Source organism: Streptomyces niphimycinicus, assembly GCF_018883605.1.
In the GTDB taxonomy this organism is placed as follows: Bacteria; Actinomycetota; Actinomycetes; order Streptomycetales; family Streptomycetaceae; genus Streptomyces; species Streptomyces niphimycinicus.
In genome coordinates this window covers 11864-27159 of record NZ_JAHLEM010000312.1, presented here as the reverse complement: position 1 = coordinate 27159, position 15296 = coordinate 11864, and the positions used below count along the sequence as shown (strand labels likewise).

At 71.8% G+C, this 15296-nt stretch carries 11 protein-coding genes and 1 pseudogene; 4 read left to right on the top strand and 8 right to left on the bottom strand.

Annotation, left to right across the window (positions count from 1 at the left end; translation table 11 throughout):
- Window positions 1-733 (top strand): annotated as a pseudogene (locus tag KN815_RS26590) (DUF2637 domain-containing protein); the annotation flags it as partial.
- 61 nt (window positions 734-794) lie between these two features.
- Here KN815_RS26590 and lysS read toward each other — a convergent pair.
- Window positions 795-2546, bottom strand: coding sequence for a lysine--tRNA ligase (lysS, locus tag KN815_RS26585; RefSeq protein WP_216344440.1), 1752 nt, complete (start codon window positions 2544-2546; stop codon window positions 795-797).
- Window positions 2547-2702: 156 nt separating this feature from the next.
- Here lysS and argS point away from each other — a divergent pair, with 156 nt between their 5' ends.
- Window positions 2703-4490: an arginine--tRNA ligase gene (gene argS, locus KN815_RS26580; protein WP_216344439.1), complete on the top strand. Its 1788-nt coding sequence runs from the start codon at window positions 2703-2705 to the stop codon at window positions 4488-4490.
- A 78-nt stretch (window positions 4491-4568) separates the two neighbouring features.
- Here the strand turns inward: argS and KN815_RS26575 are convergent, their stop codons facing one another.
- The gene (locus KN815_RS26575; RefSeq protein ID WP_216344438.1) at window positions 4569-6065 is read right to left on the bottom strand and encodes an alpha/beta hydrolase; all 1497 of its coding nucleotides are present in this window, start codon (window positions 6063-6065) and stop codon (window positions 4569-4571) included.
- Window positions 6066-6271: 206 nt separating this feature from the next.
- On the opposite strand from KN815_RS26575, the gene KN815_RS26570 reads away from it, so the two are divergent.
- A complete protein-coding gene (locus tag KN815_RS26570; protein ID WP_216344441.1) occupies window positions 6272-6868 on the top strand; it encodes an AMIN-like domain-containing (lipo)protein in 597 nt (198 codons plus the stop codon).
- 85 nt (window positions 6869-6953) lie between these two features.
- Here the strand turns inward: KN815_RS26570 and KN815_RS26565 are convergent, their stop codons facing one another.
- Window positions 6954-7835: a D-alanyl-D-alanine carboxypeptidase family protein gene (locus KN815_RS26565; RefSeq protein ID WP_216344437.1), complete on the bottom strand. Its 882-nt coding sequence runs from the start codon at window positions 7833-7835 to the stop codon at window positions 6954-6956.
- 283 nt (window positions 7836-8118) lie between these two features.
- On the opposite strand from KN815_RS26565, the gene KN815_RS26560 reads away from it, so the two are divergent.
- The gene (locus KN815_RS26560; RefSeq protein ID WP_216344436.1) at window positions 8119-8739 is read left to right on the top strand and encodes a nucleoside/nucleotide kinase family protein; all 621 of its coding nucleotides are present in this window, start codon (window positions 8119-8121) and stop codon (window positions 8737-8739) included.
- Between the two features lie 126 nt (window positions 8740-8865).
- On the opposite strand, the gene hemB is transcribed toward KN815_RS26560, so the two are convergent.
- Genes hemB through KN815_RS26535 form a run of 5 tightly spaced genes read right to left on the bottom strand, consistent with a single transcriptional unit; the run spans window position 8866 to window position 14777 of the window.
- Complete coding sequence (gene hemB / locus KN815_RS26555; RefSeq protein WP_216344435.1) at window positions 8866-9870, bottom strand: porphobilinogen synthase; 1005 nt, start codon at window positions 9868-9870, stop codon at window positions 8866-8868.
- Complete coding sequence (locus tag KN815_RS26550; protein ID WP_216344434.1) at window positions 9867-11528, bottom strand: bifunctional uroporphyrinogen-III C-methyltransferase/uroporphyrinogen-III synthase; 1662 nt, start codon at window positions 11526-11528, stop codon at window positions 9867-9869. Before KN815_RS26550 ends, hemB begins: the two co-directional genes overlap by 4 nt.
- On the bottom strand, window positions 11525-12514 hold the full coding sequence (gene hemC, locus KN815_RS26545; RefSeq protein WP_216344433.1) for a hydroxymethylbilane synthase: 990 nt from the start codon (window positions 12512-12514) through the stop codon (window positions 11525-11527). Before hemC ends, KN815_RS26550 begins: the two co-directional genes overlap by 4 nt.
- Window positions 12511-13980 carry a glutamyl-tRNA reductase gene (locus KN815_RS26540; RefSeq protein WP_216344432.1) on the bottom strand — a complete coding sequence of 490 codons (1470 nt, stop codon included), beginning with the start codon at window positions 13978-13980 and terminating at the stop codon, window positions 12511-12513. The genes hemC and KN815_RS26540 overlap by 4 nt, the downstream gene beginning before the upstream one ends.
- Entirely contained in the window at window positions 13977-14777 is an 801-nt protein-coding gene (locus KN815_RS26535) for a redox-sensing transcriptional repressor Rex (protein ID WP_216344431.1), read from the bottom strand. Before KN815_RS26535 ends, KN815_RS26540 begins: the two co-directional genes overlap by 4 nt.
- Between the last annotated feature and the right edge of the window lie 519 nt (window positions 14778-15296).

The following is a 15296-nucleotide window of genomic DNA, read 5'->3' as shown; positions in this document are numbered from 1 at the left end:
GGGGGCCAAGAGCGCCTCCCCGGGCGCCCAGCCGGGCCCGTACGGCCCGCCCGGGGCCCTGGAGGGTGCGGGGGGCACCGGCGGCGCCGACGCCCCGCAGCAGCACCCCCAGCAGCCCCAGACGCAGGAGCTGCCGCTCTCGCTGCCCCTGCCGGTGTACCAGCAGCCCGCCGGGCAGGGCCATGACGGCCGGAGCGCCGTGCCGTTCGACCCGGCGGCCGCCGCCCACCCCGCGCCGGTCGAGCAGCAGCCGCAGCAGCCCCAGCAGCCGCAGCAGCCGCAGTACGAGCAGGCCCCCCAGCCGCAGTATCAGCAGGTCCCGGGCCAGGCGGCGCAGTTCGGGCAGCAGCCCGAGCAGCAACAGTCCCCGCAGCCCCAGCTCACCGTGCCGGTCGGGCCCGGCGGCCGGGTGCGACCGCTCGGCGGTGAGGGCGTGGGCAGCGGCGTGTACGTACCGGAGCAGCGCGAGCCCGAGCGGTACGCGTACGAGGAGCAGCCGGGGCAGCCGGGGCAGCCGGTGAACCAGTTGCCGGACGACGTCCCGCGCGAGGAGGTCTACTACGCGACCTTCCGCCAGTTCCTCGCCGACCACAGCCGGTACCCCTCCGCGTACCAGTTCGGCCAGCGGCTGCGCGACACCTACGGCGTGAGCGACCTCAGCAACAGCGAGCTGTCCGCCTACGTCGAGGACTTCAAGGAGCGCGTCCGCCTGGAGCGGGAAGCCATCCCGTAAAGCCGGGAGCGCCGGGCGGCAGCCATGAGGCCGCCCGCCCGGCGCCCGGGAGCGAGGGAGGTCAGGCCGCGAGCAGCTTGCGCACCCGGTCCGCCCCCACCGCCAGCAGCAGGGTGGGCAGCCGCGGGCCGGTGTCCCGCCCGACCAGCAGGGTGTAGAGCAGCGCGAAGAACGACCGCTGGGCGACCTTCAGCTCCGGTGTCGGCTTGGCGTCCGGCGCCAGCCCCGCCTGGATCTTGGGCACTCCGTAGACCAGCGTGGTGAGTCCGTCCAGCGACCAGTGGTCGTCCAGGCCGTCGAGCAGCAGCCGCAGCGACTCCCGCTCGGTGTCGCCCAGCACGGCCAGCCGCTCGGTGTCCGGCTCGTCCCGGACCCGGGTGCGCTGGTCGGCCGGGACCTGGGTGGTGATCCAGCGCTCGGCCTTGTCGAGCCGGGGCCGGGTCTCCGCCAGGGACGTGACCGGGTTGCCCGGGTCGAGGTCGCTGAGGATGCGCAGCGTCTGCTCGTCATGGCCGGTGGTGATGTCCACCACCGAGGCCAGCGTGCGGTACGGCAGCGGGCGCGGGGTGCTCGGCAGCTCGCCCGTGGAGGTGCGGGTCGCGCGGCCGTACGCGGCCACGTCGGCGGGCTGGGCCGTGCCCTCGCCGATCTTGCGCTCCAGCGCGTCCCACTCGTCGTAGGTCCGCTGGATCTCCTGGTCGAAGGCGATCTTGAAGGACTGGTTGGGCCGGCGGCGGGCGTACAGCCAGCGCAGCAGCGGCGCCTCCATGATCTCCAGGGCGTCGGCCGGGGTGGGCACACCGCCCTTGGACGAGGACATCTTGGCCATACCGCTGATGCCCACGAAGGCGTACATCGGGCCGATGGGCTGCTCCCCGCCGAAGACCTCACGGACGATCTGGCCGCCGACCACATAGGACGAGCCCGGCGAGGAGTGGTCGACGCCCGAGGGCTCGAAGACCACGCCCTCGTACGCCCAGCGCATCGGCCAGTCGACCTTCCAGACCAGCTTGCCCTGGTTGTGCTCGGTGAGCAGGACGGTCTCGCCATGGCCGCACGCGCAGGTGTAGGCCAGCTCGGTGGTCTCCTCGTCGTACGAGGTCACCGTGGTCAGATCGCGGTCGCAGACCGAGCAGTAGGGCTTGTACGGGAAGTAGCCCGCGCCGCCCGCGCTGCCGTCGTCCTCGGCGGCCGCGCCCGACCCCTCGGCGGCGGCCAGCTCGGCCTCGTCGACCGGCTTCTGCTGCTGCTTGCCCGGCTTCTTGGCGCCGGCCTTCTCCTTGGTGCGGTACCGGTCCAGAACGGCGTCGATCTCCCGGCGATGGCGCATCGCGTGCAGGATCTGCTCGCGGTACGCCCCCGAGGTGTACATCTCGGTCTGGCTGATGGGCTGGAAGTCGATGCCCATCTCGCGCAGCGCCTCGGTCATCGGCGCCTTGAAGTGCTCCGCCCAGTTCGCATACGGCGATCCGGGCGGGGCCGGGACCGAGGTGAGCGGCTTGCCGATGTGCTCGGACCAGGACGGGTCGATCCCGGCCGGGACCTTGCGGTACCGGTCGTAGTCGTCCCAGGACAGGATGTGAACGCATTCATAGCCCCGGCGCCGGATCTCGTCGGCGACCAGGTGCGGGGTCATGACCTCGCGCAGATTGCCGAGGTGGATCGGGCCGGACGGGCTGAGACCCGAGGCGCAGACGACAGGTTTGCCCGGGGCGCGGCGCTCCGCCTCGGCAATGACCTCGTCGGCGAATCGGGAGACCCAGTCGGTCTCGGTGCTCTGAGCCACGGTCGGCACTTCCTTCCTAGCGGTCATGGCACCGCCCATTGTCCCAGACGGAACGGACCCCTTCGGCGTTGCCCACAGGGCCGGGCGGGCGGGTCCGGGTTATCCACAGGCCGGGGAAATCGTTGGACCCGCCGTGAAATACTGGGGTGTCCATACCACCACTATCGGAATGGCACCTCAGCTATGGCATCGGTCCTCTCCCTCGCCGCCACCGTCCATCAGCGCGTCGCGGACGCCCTCTCGGCTGCCCTGCCGGAGGCCGCCTCCGCGGACCCGCTGCTGCGACGAAGCGACCGGGCCGATTTCCAGGCCAACGGGATGCTGGCGCTGGCCAAGAAGCTCCAGGGAAACCCCCGTGAGCTGGCCGCCAAGGTGGTGGCGCACCTTCCGGTCGCCGCCACCTCGGCCGACCCCGATCCGGTGATCGCCGACATCGAGGTCTCCGGCCCCGGCTTCCTCAACATCACCATCGCCGACTCCGCGATCACCGCGACCCTCGCCGCCCGCGCCGCCGACGACCGCCTCGGCGTGCCGTTCGCGCAGGCGCCCGGCACCACCGTGATCGACTACGCCCAGCCCAATGTGGCCAAGGAGATGCACGTCGGCCATCTGCGCTCGGCGGTGATCGGCGACGCGGTGGTGCGGATCCTGGAGTTCGCGGGCGAGCAGGTGGTCCGCCGCCATCACATCGGCGACTGGGGCACCCAGTTCGGCATGCTCATCCAGTATCTGATCGAGCACCCGCATGAGCTGGACCACAAGGACGCCGCCTCCGGCCAGGAGGCCATGTCCAATCTGAACCGGCTGTACAAGGCCGCGCGGGCGCTCTTCGACTCCGACCCGGAGTTCAAGGAGCGGTCCCGGCGGCGGGTGGTGGATCTCCAGGCGGGCGACGAGGAGACCGTCGCCCTGTGGCGGAAGTTCGTGGACGAGTCGAAGATCTACTTCTACTCGGTCTTCGACAAGCTGGACATCGAGATCCACGACCCCGATGTGGTCGGCGAGTCGGGTTACAACGACATGCTGGCCGAGACCTGCCGGCTGCTGGAGGAGTCCGGCGTCGCCGTCCGCTCCGAGGGTGCGCTGTGCGTCTTCTTCGACGACATCAAGGGCCCCGAGGGCAATCCGGTGCCGCTGATCGTCCAGAAGTCCGACGGCGGCTTCGGCTATGCGGCCACCGACCTCTCCGCGATCCGTGACCGGGTGCAGCATCTCAAGGCCGACACCCTGCTGTATGTGGTGGACGCCCGGCAGTCGCTGCACTTCAAGATGGTCTTCGAGACCGCCCGCCGGATCGGCTGGCTCAATGACCAGGTGCACGCCGTCCAGCTCGCCTTCGGCACCGTCCTGGGCAAGGACGGCAAGCCGTTCAAGACCCGCGCGGGCGAGACGGTGCGGCTGGAGGATCTGCTCGACGAGGCCACCGAGCGGGCCGCGGCCGTGGTCCGGGAGAAGAGCGAGAAGCTCGGCCTCACCGAGGAGGAGATCCTCGAGCGCGGCGCCCAGGTCGGCGTCGGCGCGGTGAAGTACGCGGATCTGTCCACCTCCGCCTCGCGTGACTACAAGTTCGACCTCGACCAGATGGTCTCGCTCAACGGCGACACCTCGGTCTATCTCCAGTACGCGTACGCCCGGATCCAGTCGATCCTGCGCCGCGCCGAGGAGGGGCAGCGGACGGTGGCCCACCCCGAGCTGCCGCTGACCGCGGCCGAGCGGGCGCTGGGCCTGCACCTCGACCAGTTCGGGGAGACGCTGGCCGAGGTGGCCGCCGGATTCGAGCCGCACAAGCTGGCCGGGTATCTCTACCAACTGGCCTCGCTCTACACGACCTTCTACGACCAGTGCCCGGTCCTGAAGGCCGAGGGCGGCCCGTCCCAGGTGGAGAACCGCCTCTTCCTGTGCGACATCACGGCGCGGACGCTGCGGCAGGGCATGACCCTGCTGGGCATCCGCACCCCCGAGCGCCTCTGAGCCGGCTGATTGTGAAGCGCCCCGCCCCTGCGACAGGGAGCGGGGCGCCGCGCATTTATCAGGGGCTCCCGGCGTTCCTCACCGGCAGAGCACATCGTGCTCCGGCCGCTCCCCCTTCAGCAGGAAGTCCGTGACCCTCCGGTCCGCGCAGGCGCTGCCGTTGTTCACCACATAGGCCGCGCCATGCCCCATCGCGTCCACGCTGACCATCCGGGCCCGGTCGCCAAAGGCGCGCCGCAGATTCAGCGCCCCGCTGTACGGGGTGGCCACATCGCGCTTGTTCTGCACCAGCAGGACGTTCGACGGCCCCTGGTCGGTGATCCGCACCGGCTTGTCCCGCGGCGCGTCATGCCAGAACGTGCAGGGCGTGACGTTCATCGGCATGCCCGCGGTGAGCGGGTGGCTCTTACGGCTGGCGGCCACATCCCGGGCGTAGTCCGGCAGGGACGTGGGCCACTCCACGTCGTTGCAGATGGTCGCGAGGGATACGGCCGCGGCGTCCTGCGGCGGGTCGGCCGGTGCCTCGGCGGGCACCTTGCCCGCGTCCGCGTCGGCGATCAGCCGGGCCAGGCTCTCGAAGTCGTCCCGGGAGTACAGGGCGTCCAGCATGCTCTGGCGCAGTGCGTTGCCGTTCAGCTCGGGCGGGTTGGCGCCGGGCCACGGCAGCGGCTTCGCGTCCAGCCGGGCGGCGAGGTCCAGGACCCGTCGCCGCACCCCGTCGGGGGTCTCGGCGAGCCGGACGGGGCTGCCAAGGGCGGAGGCCCAGCGGGCGAAGTCGGGGAAGGTGTCCTCGACGCCCACGGCGTAGTTGGCCAGCCAGCCGCGCTCCACCCGCTCCGGGTTCGGATCGTCATTGCTGTCCAGCACCCAGCGGTCGGTGTGCTCGGGGAACATCTGCGCGTAGACGGAGCCCACATACGTCCCGTAGGAGACCCCCCATGCGGACAGCTTTCGCTCGCCGAGCGCCCGGCGGATGCTGTCGATGTCGCGGGCCTCGTTGACGGTGCTGATGGTGCGCAGCAGCTCACCGCCGTTGCGGGCGCAGGTGTCGGCGATGCGGCGGCCGGTGGTGACGTTCCGCGTGATGTCCCCGTCGGGGTCGGGCCAGGGGCGGGAGGCGAGCAGCGACAGATCGGCGGGGTTCAGACCGCAGCCGGCGTGGGTGGACTGCCCCATGCCGCGCGGGTCGAAGCTGACGATGTCATAGGCGTCCCGCACCGACTTCGGCAGCCGCTTGCCGAGCGTGCTGGGCCGCTCCAGCCCCGTCGAGCCGGGGCCGCCCGGGATCAGCACCAGGGTGCCCCGGCGGGCCTGCGGCCGCTCGCCGGGGATCCGGGATACGGCGAGGGAGATCCGCTTGCCGCCGGGATCGCGGTAGTCCAGCGGCACCTTGAGCGTGGCGCATTCCTGACGGGGGTCGAGCCCGGTGCCCTCGCAGGCGCCCCAGTCGGGCGCGGCGGCGGTCGGGTCTGCCCGCGGGCCCGGGGTCGCGTCCGCGGACGCGCTGCCGAGGAGGGATGCGGTGGCGGCGGTGGCGAGGGCCAGTGCGGCGGTTCTGCCGGTCGTCGGTCTCATACGCACAAGCCTTGTCGAACCGGCGTCCGCCTCCCATCCCGGCACCCGGCCGACCCGTCCGGGGGATAACCCCCGACGGAGCGTCAGGCGTACCGTCGCGCACGTGGCATTCGCGACACCTTTCCCGGACCGGACAACCTCTCGCCGCCCCGGCCCGTCCAACCCCGTGAATCACTCGTCATCAACGGAACATTGGGGGCTTGACCATGCGACGGTGGGTGACCGCACTCGCGGCGATGGTGCTCGCGGGCGGCGCGCTGGCGGCGACGGCGGGGGCGGCGGGGGCCGTCACTCCGGCCGCGGCCAAGGCGGCGGCCAAGGCGGCGGCCTGTGAGACCGGCTGGGGCAGCGGCGAGAAGACGGCCCAGCCGGCGGGCCACACACCGCTGGGGAGCATCCGGACCGGCCGGCACGCCTGCTACGACCGCATGGTGTTCGACGTGAAGGGCGCCACGGCCGCCGATCGCGTCGGCTACCGCGTGGCGTACGTGGACACCCTGTACCAGGACGGTTCGGGCGAGGAGATCCCGGTCGGCGGCGGGGCGATCCTGGACATCCATGTGGCCGCGCCGAGCTACGACCCGGGGACCGGCGGGGAGTCGTATCCGGGGCGGGCGCGCAAGCCGCTGCCGGGGGTCGACATCGCCGGGTACCAGACCTTCCGGGACACCCGCTTCGGCGCCAGCTTCGAGGGCGAGACCCAGGTCGGCCTCGGCGTGCGGGCACGGCTGCCGTTCCGCGTCTTCCAGACGGACGGGCGGGTCGTGGTGGATGTGGCGCACTCCTGGAACGCGGTGCGCTGACCACGGCGCGGGAGCTACGGCAAGGGCCTGCCCCGCGACCCGATGGGTTCGCGGGGCAGGCCCCTCGCTGTGCTACGGGTGACGGCTACCTGCTGAAGCCGTAGTCCATCAGCTTCTTCGCGTCCTTCGTGCGGTTGTCCACCGAGGTGGAGGCGAGGACGGTGCCGATCATCGTCTTCCCGTTCCGGGTGGCGGCGAAGACCAGGCAGTACTTGGCCTCCGGACCCGAGCCGGTCTTGACGCCGATGGTGCCCGAGTAGCTGCCCAGCAGGTTGTTGGTGTTGGTCCACGACATGTAGCGGTAGCCGCCGCTCTTCGTGGTCACCTTCTGCTTGGTCGACTTCGTCTTCACGACCGAGCGGAACGTGGAGTACTTCATCGCGCTGCTGGCCAGCTTGGTCAGATCGCGCGGCGTCGAGTAGTTGGCGCCACGCCCGATGCCGTCGAACGAGTCGAAGTGGGTGTTCGTCAGCCCGAGGGACTTGGCCGTGGTGTTCATCTTGCCGATGAACGACTTCACCCGCGCGGCCCGGGTGGAACCGGAGCCGAACTTGTCCGCCAGCGCGTACGCCGCGTCACAGCCGGACGGGAGCATCAGCCCGTACAGCAACTGGCGGACGGTGACCTTGTCGCCGACGATCAGCTTGGCCGAGGAGGCCCAGTTGTTGTCGACGATGTAGTCGCTGTACGCCTTCTGGACCGTGACCTTGGCGTCCAGGTTGAGGTTCGGCTGCGCGAGCACCACCCGGGCCGTCATGATCTTGGTGGTGGAGCCGGTGGAAAGACGGCCGTCGGCGGCCTTGGTGAACAGGCTCTTCCCCGTGGCGTTGTTCATCACGAACCCGCCCTTGGCGGCGATCGTGGGACTTGCGGTCGTCGCGGCCTGCGCGGAGGCGGTGAACGCACCCGCCGTCAGCACGGCTCCAGCGGTGATCGCGACCGCGGATACGCGACGTAGACCCTTCATGCCGGTTTTCAACGTGAATATCTCCAAATGCCCCATGCGTGCGGCCACATCGCAGGGCCGCTCTCTCATGTGACGCGCGAAAGGGGTCCAGGGATGTGCCCCTCTGCCGAGATTTCTGGAAATTCGCCCGGCTGCCCGCCTGCCCTCCCCTCACCGCCGGACCGCCTGCCCTTCTCCTCACCGCCGGACCGCCTGCTCTCCCCCTCACCGCCGACCGCACGGGCGGGCCGCAGGCCGGATAGTGGACCGTGCCCCTTCCCGAAAGCCATCGAAAGCGCCCGCCATGACTTCCCAGCAACTCCTCGACCGCGCCCAGCGCCTGGCCGACGCGGGCGGTCGCCGCCTGCTCGGCATCGCCGGACCGCCCGGGGCCGGTAAGACCACCCTCGCCGAGTACCTGGTCGACGCCCTCGGCGCCGACCGGGCCGCCCTGGTGCCGATGGACGGCTTCCACCTCGCCGACGCCGAGCTGCGCCGGCTCGGCCTGACCGGCCGCAAGGGCGCGCCGGAGACCTTCGACCCGTACGGCTACACCGCGCTGCTGCGGCGGTTGCGGGCGCCGCGCGCCGAGGAGGTCGTCTACGCGCCGGGGTTCGACCGCGAGCTGGAACAGCCCGTCGCGGGCACCATCCCGGTGCCGCCCGAGATCCCGCTGGTGATCACCGAGGGGAACTATCTGCTGCTGGACGAGGCGCCCTGGCTCCCGGTCCGCGAGCTGCTGGACGAGACCTGGTGGGTCGACCTGGACACCGAGGAGCGGGTGCGCCGGCTGATCGACCGCCATGAGCGGTTCGGCAAGCCGCGCGAGATGGCCGAGCGCTTCGTCCTCACCTCCGACGAGGCCAACGCCCGGCTGGTCGCCCCCGGGCGGGCGGCCGCCGACTTCGTGGTCAGCGGCCGGTGACCGCCGTAAGAGCGACAGGAGAGAAGAGCGGGCCGGTGACGCGAAGGCCGGGGGCTCCGCGCCCCCGGCCTCGTGGTCATTCCCCGTCATTCGCCGCGGTGGAGGCTCATTCCCCGCGGTTCAGGCTCACTCCCCGCGGTTCAGCCGCTGGGCGACCTCGGTCGCCCAGTACGTGAGGATCATCCCCGCGCCCGCGCGCCGTACCGAGGTCAGTGTCTCCATGATCGCGCGGTCGCGGTCGATCCAGCCGTTGGCCGCCGCCGCCTCGACCATCGCGTACTCACCGGAGATCTGGTACGCGGCCACCGGCACATCCACCGCGTCGGCGATCTGCCGCAGGATGTCCAGGTAGGGCAGGGCCGGCTTCACCATGACCATGTCCGCGCCCTCGGCCAGGTCCAGCTCCAGCTCGCGCATCGCCTCCCGGGCGTTGGCCGGGTCCTGCTGATACGTCTTGCGGTCGCCCTTCAGCGAGGAGCCCACCGCCTCGCGGAACGGACCGTAGAAGGCGGAGGCGTACTTCACGGTGTAGGCGAGGATCGAGATGTCCTGGTGCCCGGCGCCGTCCAGCGCCTCGCGGATCACCCCGACCTGCCCGTCCATCATGCCGCTGGGGCCCACGGTGTGGACGCCCGCGTCGGCCTGGGCGCGGGCCATCTCCGCGTACCGCTCCAGCGTGGCGTCGTTGTCGATCCGGCCCTCGGCGTCCAGGACCCCGCAGTGGCCGTGGTCGGTGTGCTCGTCCAGGCAGAGATCGGACATGATCACCAGGTCGTCGCCGACCTCGGCGCGCACATCGCGGATGGCCACCTGGAGGATCCCGTCCGGATCGGTGCCGGGCGTGCCGACGGCGTCCTTCTTGGACTCCTCCGGCACCCCGAAGAGCATGATCCCGCCGACGCCCGCGGCGACCGCGTCGGCCGCCGCCTTCCGCAGGGAGTCCCGGGTGTGCTGGAGGACGCCCGGCATCGCCTGAAGCGGCAGCGGCTCGGTCAGGTCCTCGCGCACGAACGCGGGCAGGATCAGCTCGGCCGGATGCAGCCGGGTCTCCGCGACCATGCGGCGCATGGTCGGATTCACCCGCAGCCGGCGCGGCCGCGCACCGGGGAAGCTGCCGTACGTGGTGCTCAAGAGCGTGCCCTCCTCCGTGATCCCGGCCGTCGCTCGCTCGGGCGGGTGACCGGCTCGCCGGCCTCGACCGCGGCCTGCCGCCGCGCCGCCCCGAAGTCCGCGAGCGCCTCGGCGAGCTTGAGCACCGAGGGCTCGGGCGACAGCACGTCCACCCGCAGCCCGTGCTCCTCCGCGGTCTTCGCGGTGGCCGGGCCGATACAGGCGATGACAGTGACATTGTGCGGCTTGCCCGCGATGCCGACGAGGTTCCGCACGGTGGACGACGAGGTGAAGAGCACCGCGTCGAACCCGCCGCCCTTGATCGCCTCACGGGTCTCGGCCGGCGGCGGCGAGGCGCGCACGGTGCGGTACGCGGTCACGTCGTCGACCTCCCAGCCCAGCTCGATCAGCCCGGCGACCAGGGTCTCGGTGGCGATGTCGGCCCGCGGCAGGAAGACGCGGTCGATCGGGTCGAAGACCGGGTCGTAGGGCGGCCAGTCCTCCAGCAGTCCGGCCGCGGACTGCTCACCGCTGGGCACCAGATCCGGCTTCACCCCGAAGTCGATCAGCGACTTGGCGGTCTGCTCGCCCACCGCCGCGACCTTGATCCCGGCGAACGCGCGGGCGTCGAGCCCGTACTCCTCGAACTTCTCCCGCACCGCCTTGACCGCGTTGACCGAGGTGAAGGCGATCCACTCATAGCGCCCGGTGACCAGGCCCTTGACCGCGCGCTCCATCTGCTGCGGGGTGCGCGGCGGCTCCACGGCGATCGTCGGCACCTCGCTGGGCACCGCGCCATAGGAGCGCAACTGGTCCGAGAGCGAGGCGGCCTGCTCCTTGGTGCGCGGCACCAGGACCTTCCAGCCGAACAGCGGCTTGGACTCGAACCAGGAGAGCTGTTCGCGCCGGCCGGCCGCGCTCTGCTCGCCGACCACGGCTATCACGGGCTGTGCGCCCTGCGGCGACGGCAGCACCTTGGCGGCCTTCAGCACCTGGGCGATGGTGCCCAGCGTCGCGGTCCAGGTCCGCTGGCGGGTGGTGGTACCGCCGACGGTGACGGTGAGCGGGGTGTCCGGCTTGCGGCCCGCGGCCACCAGCTCACCCGCGGCCGCGGCCACCGTCTCCAGGGTCGCGGAGACCACGGCGGTCGCGTCGGACGAGCCGACCTCGCTCCAGCAGCGCTCATCGGCCGCCAGGGCGTCCACGAAGCGCACATCCGCGCTGTGGGCGTCCCGCAGCGGCACCCCCGCGTAGGCGGGCACGCCCACCGCGGCGGCCACACCCGGCACCACCTCGAAGAGGATGCCCTCGGCGGCGCAGGCGAGCATCTCGTCGGCGGCGTATCCGTCGAGGCCGGGGTCGCCCGCGACCGCGCGGACGACCCGCTTGCCGCCGCGCGCGGCCGTCATGACAAGATTGGCGGTGTCCCGGAGTACCGGGATGGCGGTGGCTGACGGCCCATCAGTGTCCGCCTGCCGCGGCACGCCCTGAGCGTCCGCGGCCACGCCCGGCCTGACGTGCCCCCGCACCACGTCGAGCACTTGCGGGTCGGCGATCAGTACGTCCGCGGTGGCCAGAGCCTCCACGGCGCGCAAGGTCAGCAGGCCCGGATCTCCGGGGCCCGCACCGAGGAAGGTGACGTGTCCGCAGCCGGGGTGATTCGGGACGGTGGGGTTCAAAGTGCTCGCTCCCCCATAAGACCGGCCGCACCCTTGGCGAGCATCTCGGCGGCGAGTTCGCGACCGAGGTCCCCGGCCTCACTGGGCGACGCGGGTACGGGACCGGTGGTGGATAGCTGCACCAGCGTCGTGCCGTCGAGGGAGCCGACGACGCCGCGCAGGCGCATTTCGGTGACAACCTGACCGTCGGCCAACAGGTCGGCCAGCGCCCCCACAGGTGCGCTGCAACCGGCCTCCAGGGCGGCGAGCAGGGATCGCTCGGCGGTCACGGCGACCCGTGTGTACGGGTCGTCGATCTCGGCGAGCCGGGCAGTGAGCGCCACGTTGGACGCGGCACACTCCACTGCCAGGGCCCCCTGGCCGGGGGCGGGCAAAACATGGCCGACATCGAGCAGCTCGGTCGCCTCGCCGATCCGCCCCAGACGGATCAGGCCGGCGGCGGCGAGCACCACGGCGTCCAGCCGCCCCGACCGGACGTAGCCGATCCGGGTGTCGACATTGCCGCGTATCGGCACGGTCTCGATGTCGAGGCCGAAGGCGCGGGCCCACGCGTTGAGCTGGGCCGCGCGGCGCGGGGATCCGGTGCCTATCCGGGCCCCCGGGGGAAGCCGGTCGAAGGTGAGCCCGTCGCGGGCGATCAGCGCGTCGCGCGGGTCCTCGCGGCGCGGTATCGCGGCGAGCGTCAGGCCGTCCGGCTCCGCGGTGGGAAGGTCCTTCAGCGAGTGCACGGCCAGGTCGATCTCACCGCTCAGCAGCGCATCGCGCAGCGCCGAGACGAAGACGCCGGTGCCGCCGATCCGCGCGAGGTGCTCCCGCGAGGTGTCGCCGTACGTGGTGATCTCGACCAGTTCGACGGGGCGCCCGGTGATCTCGCGCACCAGGTCCGCGATCAGGCCGGACTGGGCCATGGCGAGCGCGCTGCGGCGGGTGCCCAGACGCAGTGGCGCAAGGCCGCCGGAGGCGGCGGGTGAGGGGGTGGCGTTCATGGCCGGCCTCCCTTCGAGTCGTTCGGTTCGGCCGCCCGGGCCGAGCCGTCGGCGCGGCTGACGGCGGCGACCGCCTGCGGATCGAGGTCGAAGAGCTCGCGCAGGGCGTCGGCGTAACCGGCGCCGCCCGGAGTGCTCGCGAGCTGCTTGACCCGCACGGTGGGCGCGTGCAGCAGCTTGTCGACGACCCTGCGCACGGTCTGCGTGATCTCGGACCGCTGCTTGTCGTCCAGATCCGGTAGGCGCCCGTCGAGCCGGGCGATCTCACTGGCGACGACGTCCGCCGCCATGGTACGCAGTGCGACGACCGTCGGCGTGATGTGCGCGGCGCGCTGGGCCGCCCCGAAGGCGGCCACCTCGGCGGAGACGATGGTCCGCACCTTGTCCACGTCGGCGGCCATCGCCCCGGCGGACGAGCCCGGCGCCCCGGACGGCTCGGCGGCGGCCTCGGCGAGGGACTCGATGTCGACCAGGTGCAGCCCCTCGATCCGGTGCGCCGCCGCGTCTATGTCGCGCGGCATCGCCAGATCGAGCAGCGAGACGTCCGTCCCGGCGCGGTGGGCCCCGGGCGGGCAGGCCGCGCGCTGGGCGAGCGCGGTGCGCAGCTCCGGGGCGGTCAGGACCAGGCCGGTCGCGCCCGTACAGGAGACGACGATGTCGGCGTGCGGCAGCTCGGCGGAGACCCGGTCCCGCGGCACGGCGCGGGCCACCAGCGGCTCGCGCAACGTTTCAGCACCCTCGGCGGGGATCGCGGCCGGAGTGGCCGCGTGCTGCTGGACCAGGGACTCCGCCAGGCGCAGCGCCCGCTCCAACGTCCTGTTGGCGATCACCAGTTCTGCCACACCGGCGCGGGCGAGCGTCGCCGCGGCCAGCGAGGACATCGAACCCGCGCCGATCACCAGGGCCCGCTTGCCCCGGGCCCACTCCGCCACCGGCGCGCCCTGGGCCATCTGCTCCAGGCCGAAGGTGACCAGCGACTGGCCGGCCCGGTCGATTCCGGTCTCGCTGTGGGCCCGCTTGCCGACCCGCAGCGCCTGCTGGAAGAGATCGTTCAGCAGCCGCCCGGCGGTGTGCAGCTCCTGCCCCAGCGCGAGCGCGTCCTTGATCTGGCCGAGGATCTGGCCCTCGCCGACGACCATCGAGTCCAGCCCGCAGGCCACCGAGAAGAGGTGGTGGACGGCCCGGTCCTCGTAGTGGACGTAGAGATACGGGGTGAGCTCGTCCAGGCCGACGCCGGTGTGCTGGGCGAGCAGCGTGGACAGCTCGGCCACCCCGGCGTGGAACTTGTCCACGTCGGCGTAGAGCTCGATGCGGTTGCAGGTGGCCAGCACCGCGGCCTCGGTGGCGGGCTCGGCGGCGAGGGTGTCCTGCACCAGCTTCGCCTGCTCGTCCCCCACCAGGGCGGCGCGCTCCAGCACGCTCACGGGCGCGCTGCGGTGGCTCAGTCCGACGACGAGGAGACTCATGCCGGCATCACGGCGGGCACGTCCCCGTCAGGTCCTTGCCGGCCGCTGTCGGCACCGGGGCCGGCGGAGGGCGCGCGATGCGCCACGGGCGGTGGTGGCACGGCTCCCGCGGCCTCCTCGGGCGCGGCGACCTCCTCGCCCGCCTTGCGCTGCTCGTGGAAGGCGAGGATCTGGAGCTCGATGGAGAGATCGACCTTGCGCACGTCCACCCCGTCCGGAACGGTCAGCACGGTGGGCGCGAAGTTGAGGATCGAGGTGATCCCGGCGGCGACGAGCCGGTCGCAGACCTGCTGGGCCGCGCCCGCCGGGGTGGCGATGACGCCGATCGAGACGCCGTTCTCCGTGATGATCTTCTCGAGCTCGTCGGTGTGCTGCACCGGAATGCCCGCGACCGGCTTCCCGGCCATGCCGGGGTCGGCGTCGATCAGCGCGGCGACCCGGAAACCACGGGAGGCGAAGCCGCCGTAGTTGGCGAGCGCGGCGCCGAGATTACCGATACCGACGATCACAACCGGCCAGTCCTGGGTGAGCCCGAGCTCCCGCGAGATCTGGTAGACGAGGTACTCCACGTCGTAGCCGACACCGCGGGTGCCGTACGAACCGAGATAGGAGAAGTCTTTGCGCAGCTTGGCCGAATTGACGCCGGCCGCGGTGGCCAGCTCCTCCGAGGACACTGTGGGCACCGAGCGCTCGGAGAGAGCGGTCAGGGCACGCAGATACAGCGGTAGCCGGGCGACGGTGGCCTCGGGGATCCCTCGGCTGCGGGTCGCCGGTCGGTGAGTTCGGCCAGTTGCCACGGTGCTCCTGCGGGTAGAGCGAGGCTGTGGGCGGCCGGGTGTTTCATGACCGCCCCATCGACAGCAGGCTATGTCTTTGTGAACGCGTGCACAAAGATGGTGTCCGCTTTGTCCGAGCAAAGTGACCGGTGTCACGCGCCTTTTCGCGCCAGCCGCGGAACCACCACCTGCGTCACGCCGTTCCCGGCAGGCACGCTCGTACCACTGGGCCGCCGACCGGAGCACAGGCCCTCACTCCTCACCTTTTTACCCCCGGACAGCAACAAAACGCCCACGATCGTAATCGACCGAGAGCCCACTTCCGAACTCGTGGGAGGGGCGCCGTCGCGGGTCAGGGCGCTGAGGTCTTCCGGCCGGGGGCACCTCCCAGCGGTAGCTGGGGGCGAGCCGAAGGGGCGCGTCGCTGTCGACAGGGAGAGCGCGCGCAGGGAGCGCGGGCTGCGATCGATATGCGGCTCCGCCGCGTGGGCGACCGAGCACGGTCGACCGTCGACAGGGGGCACCTCCCAGCGGTAGCTG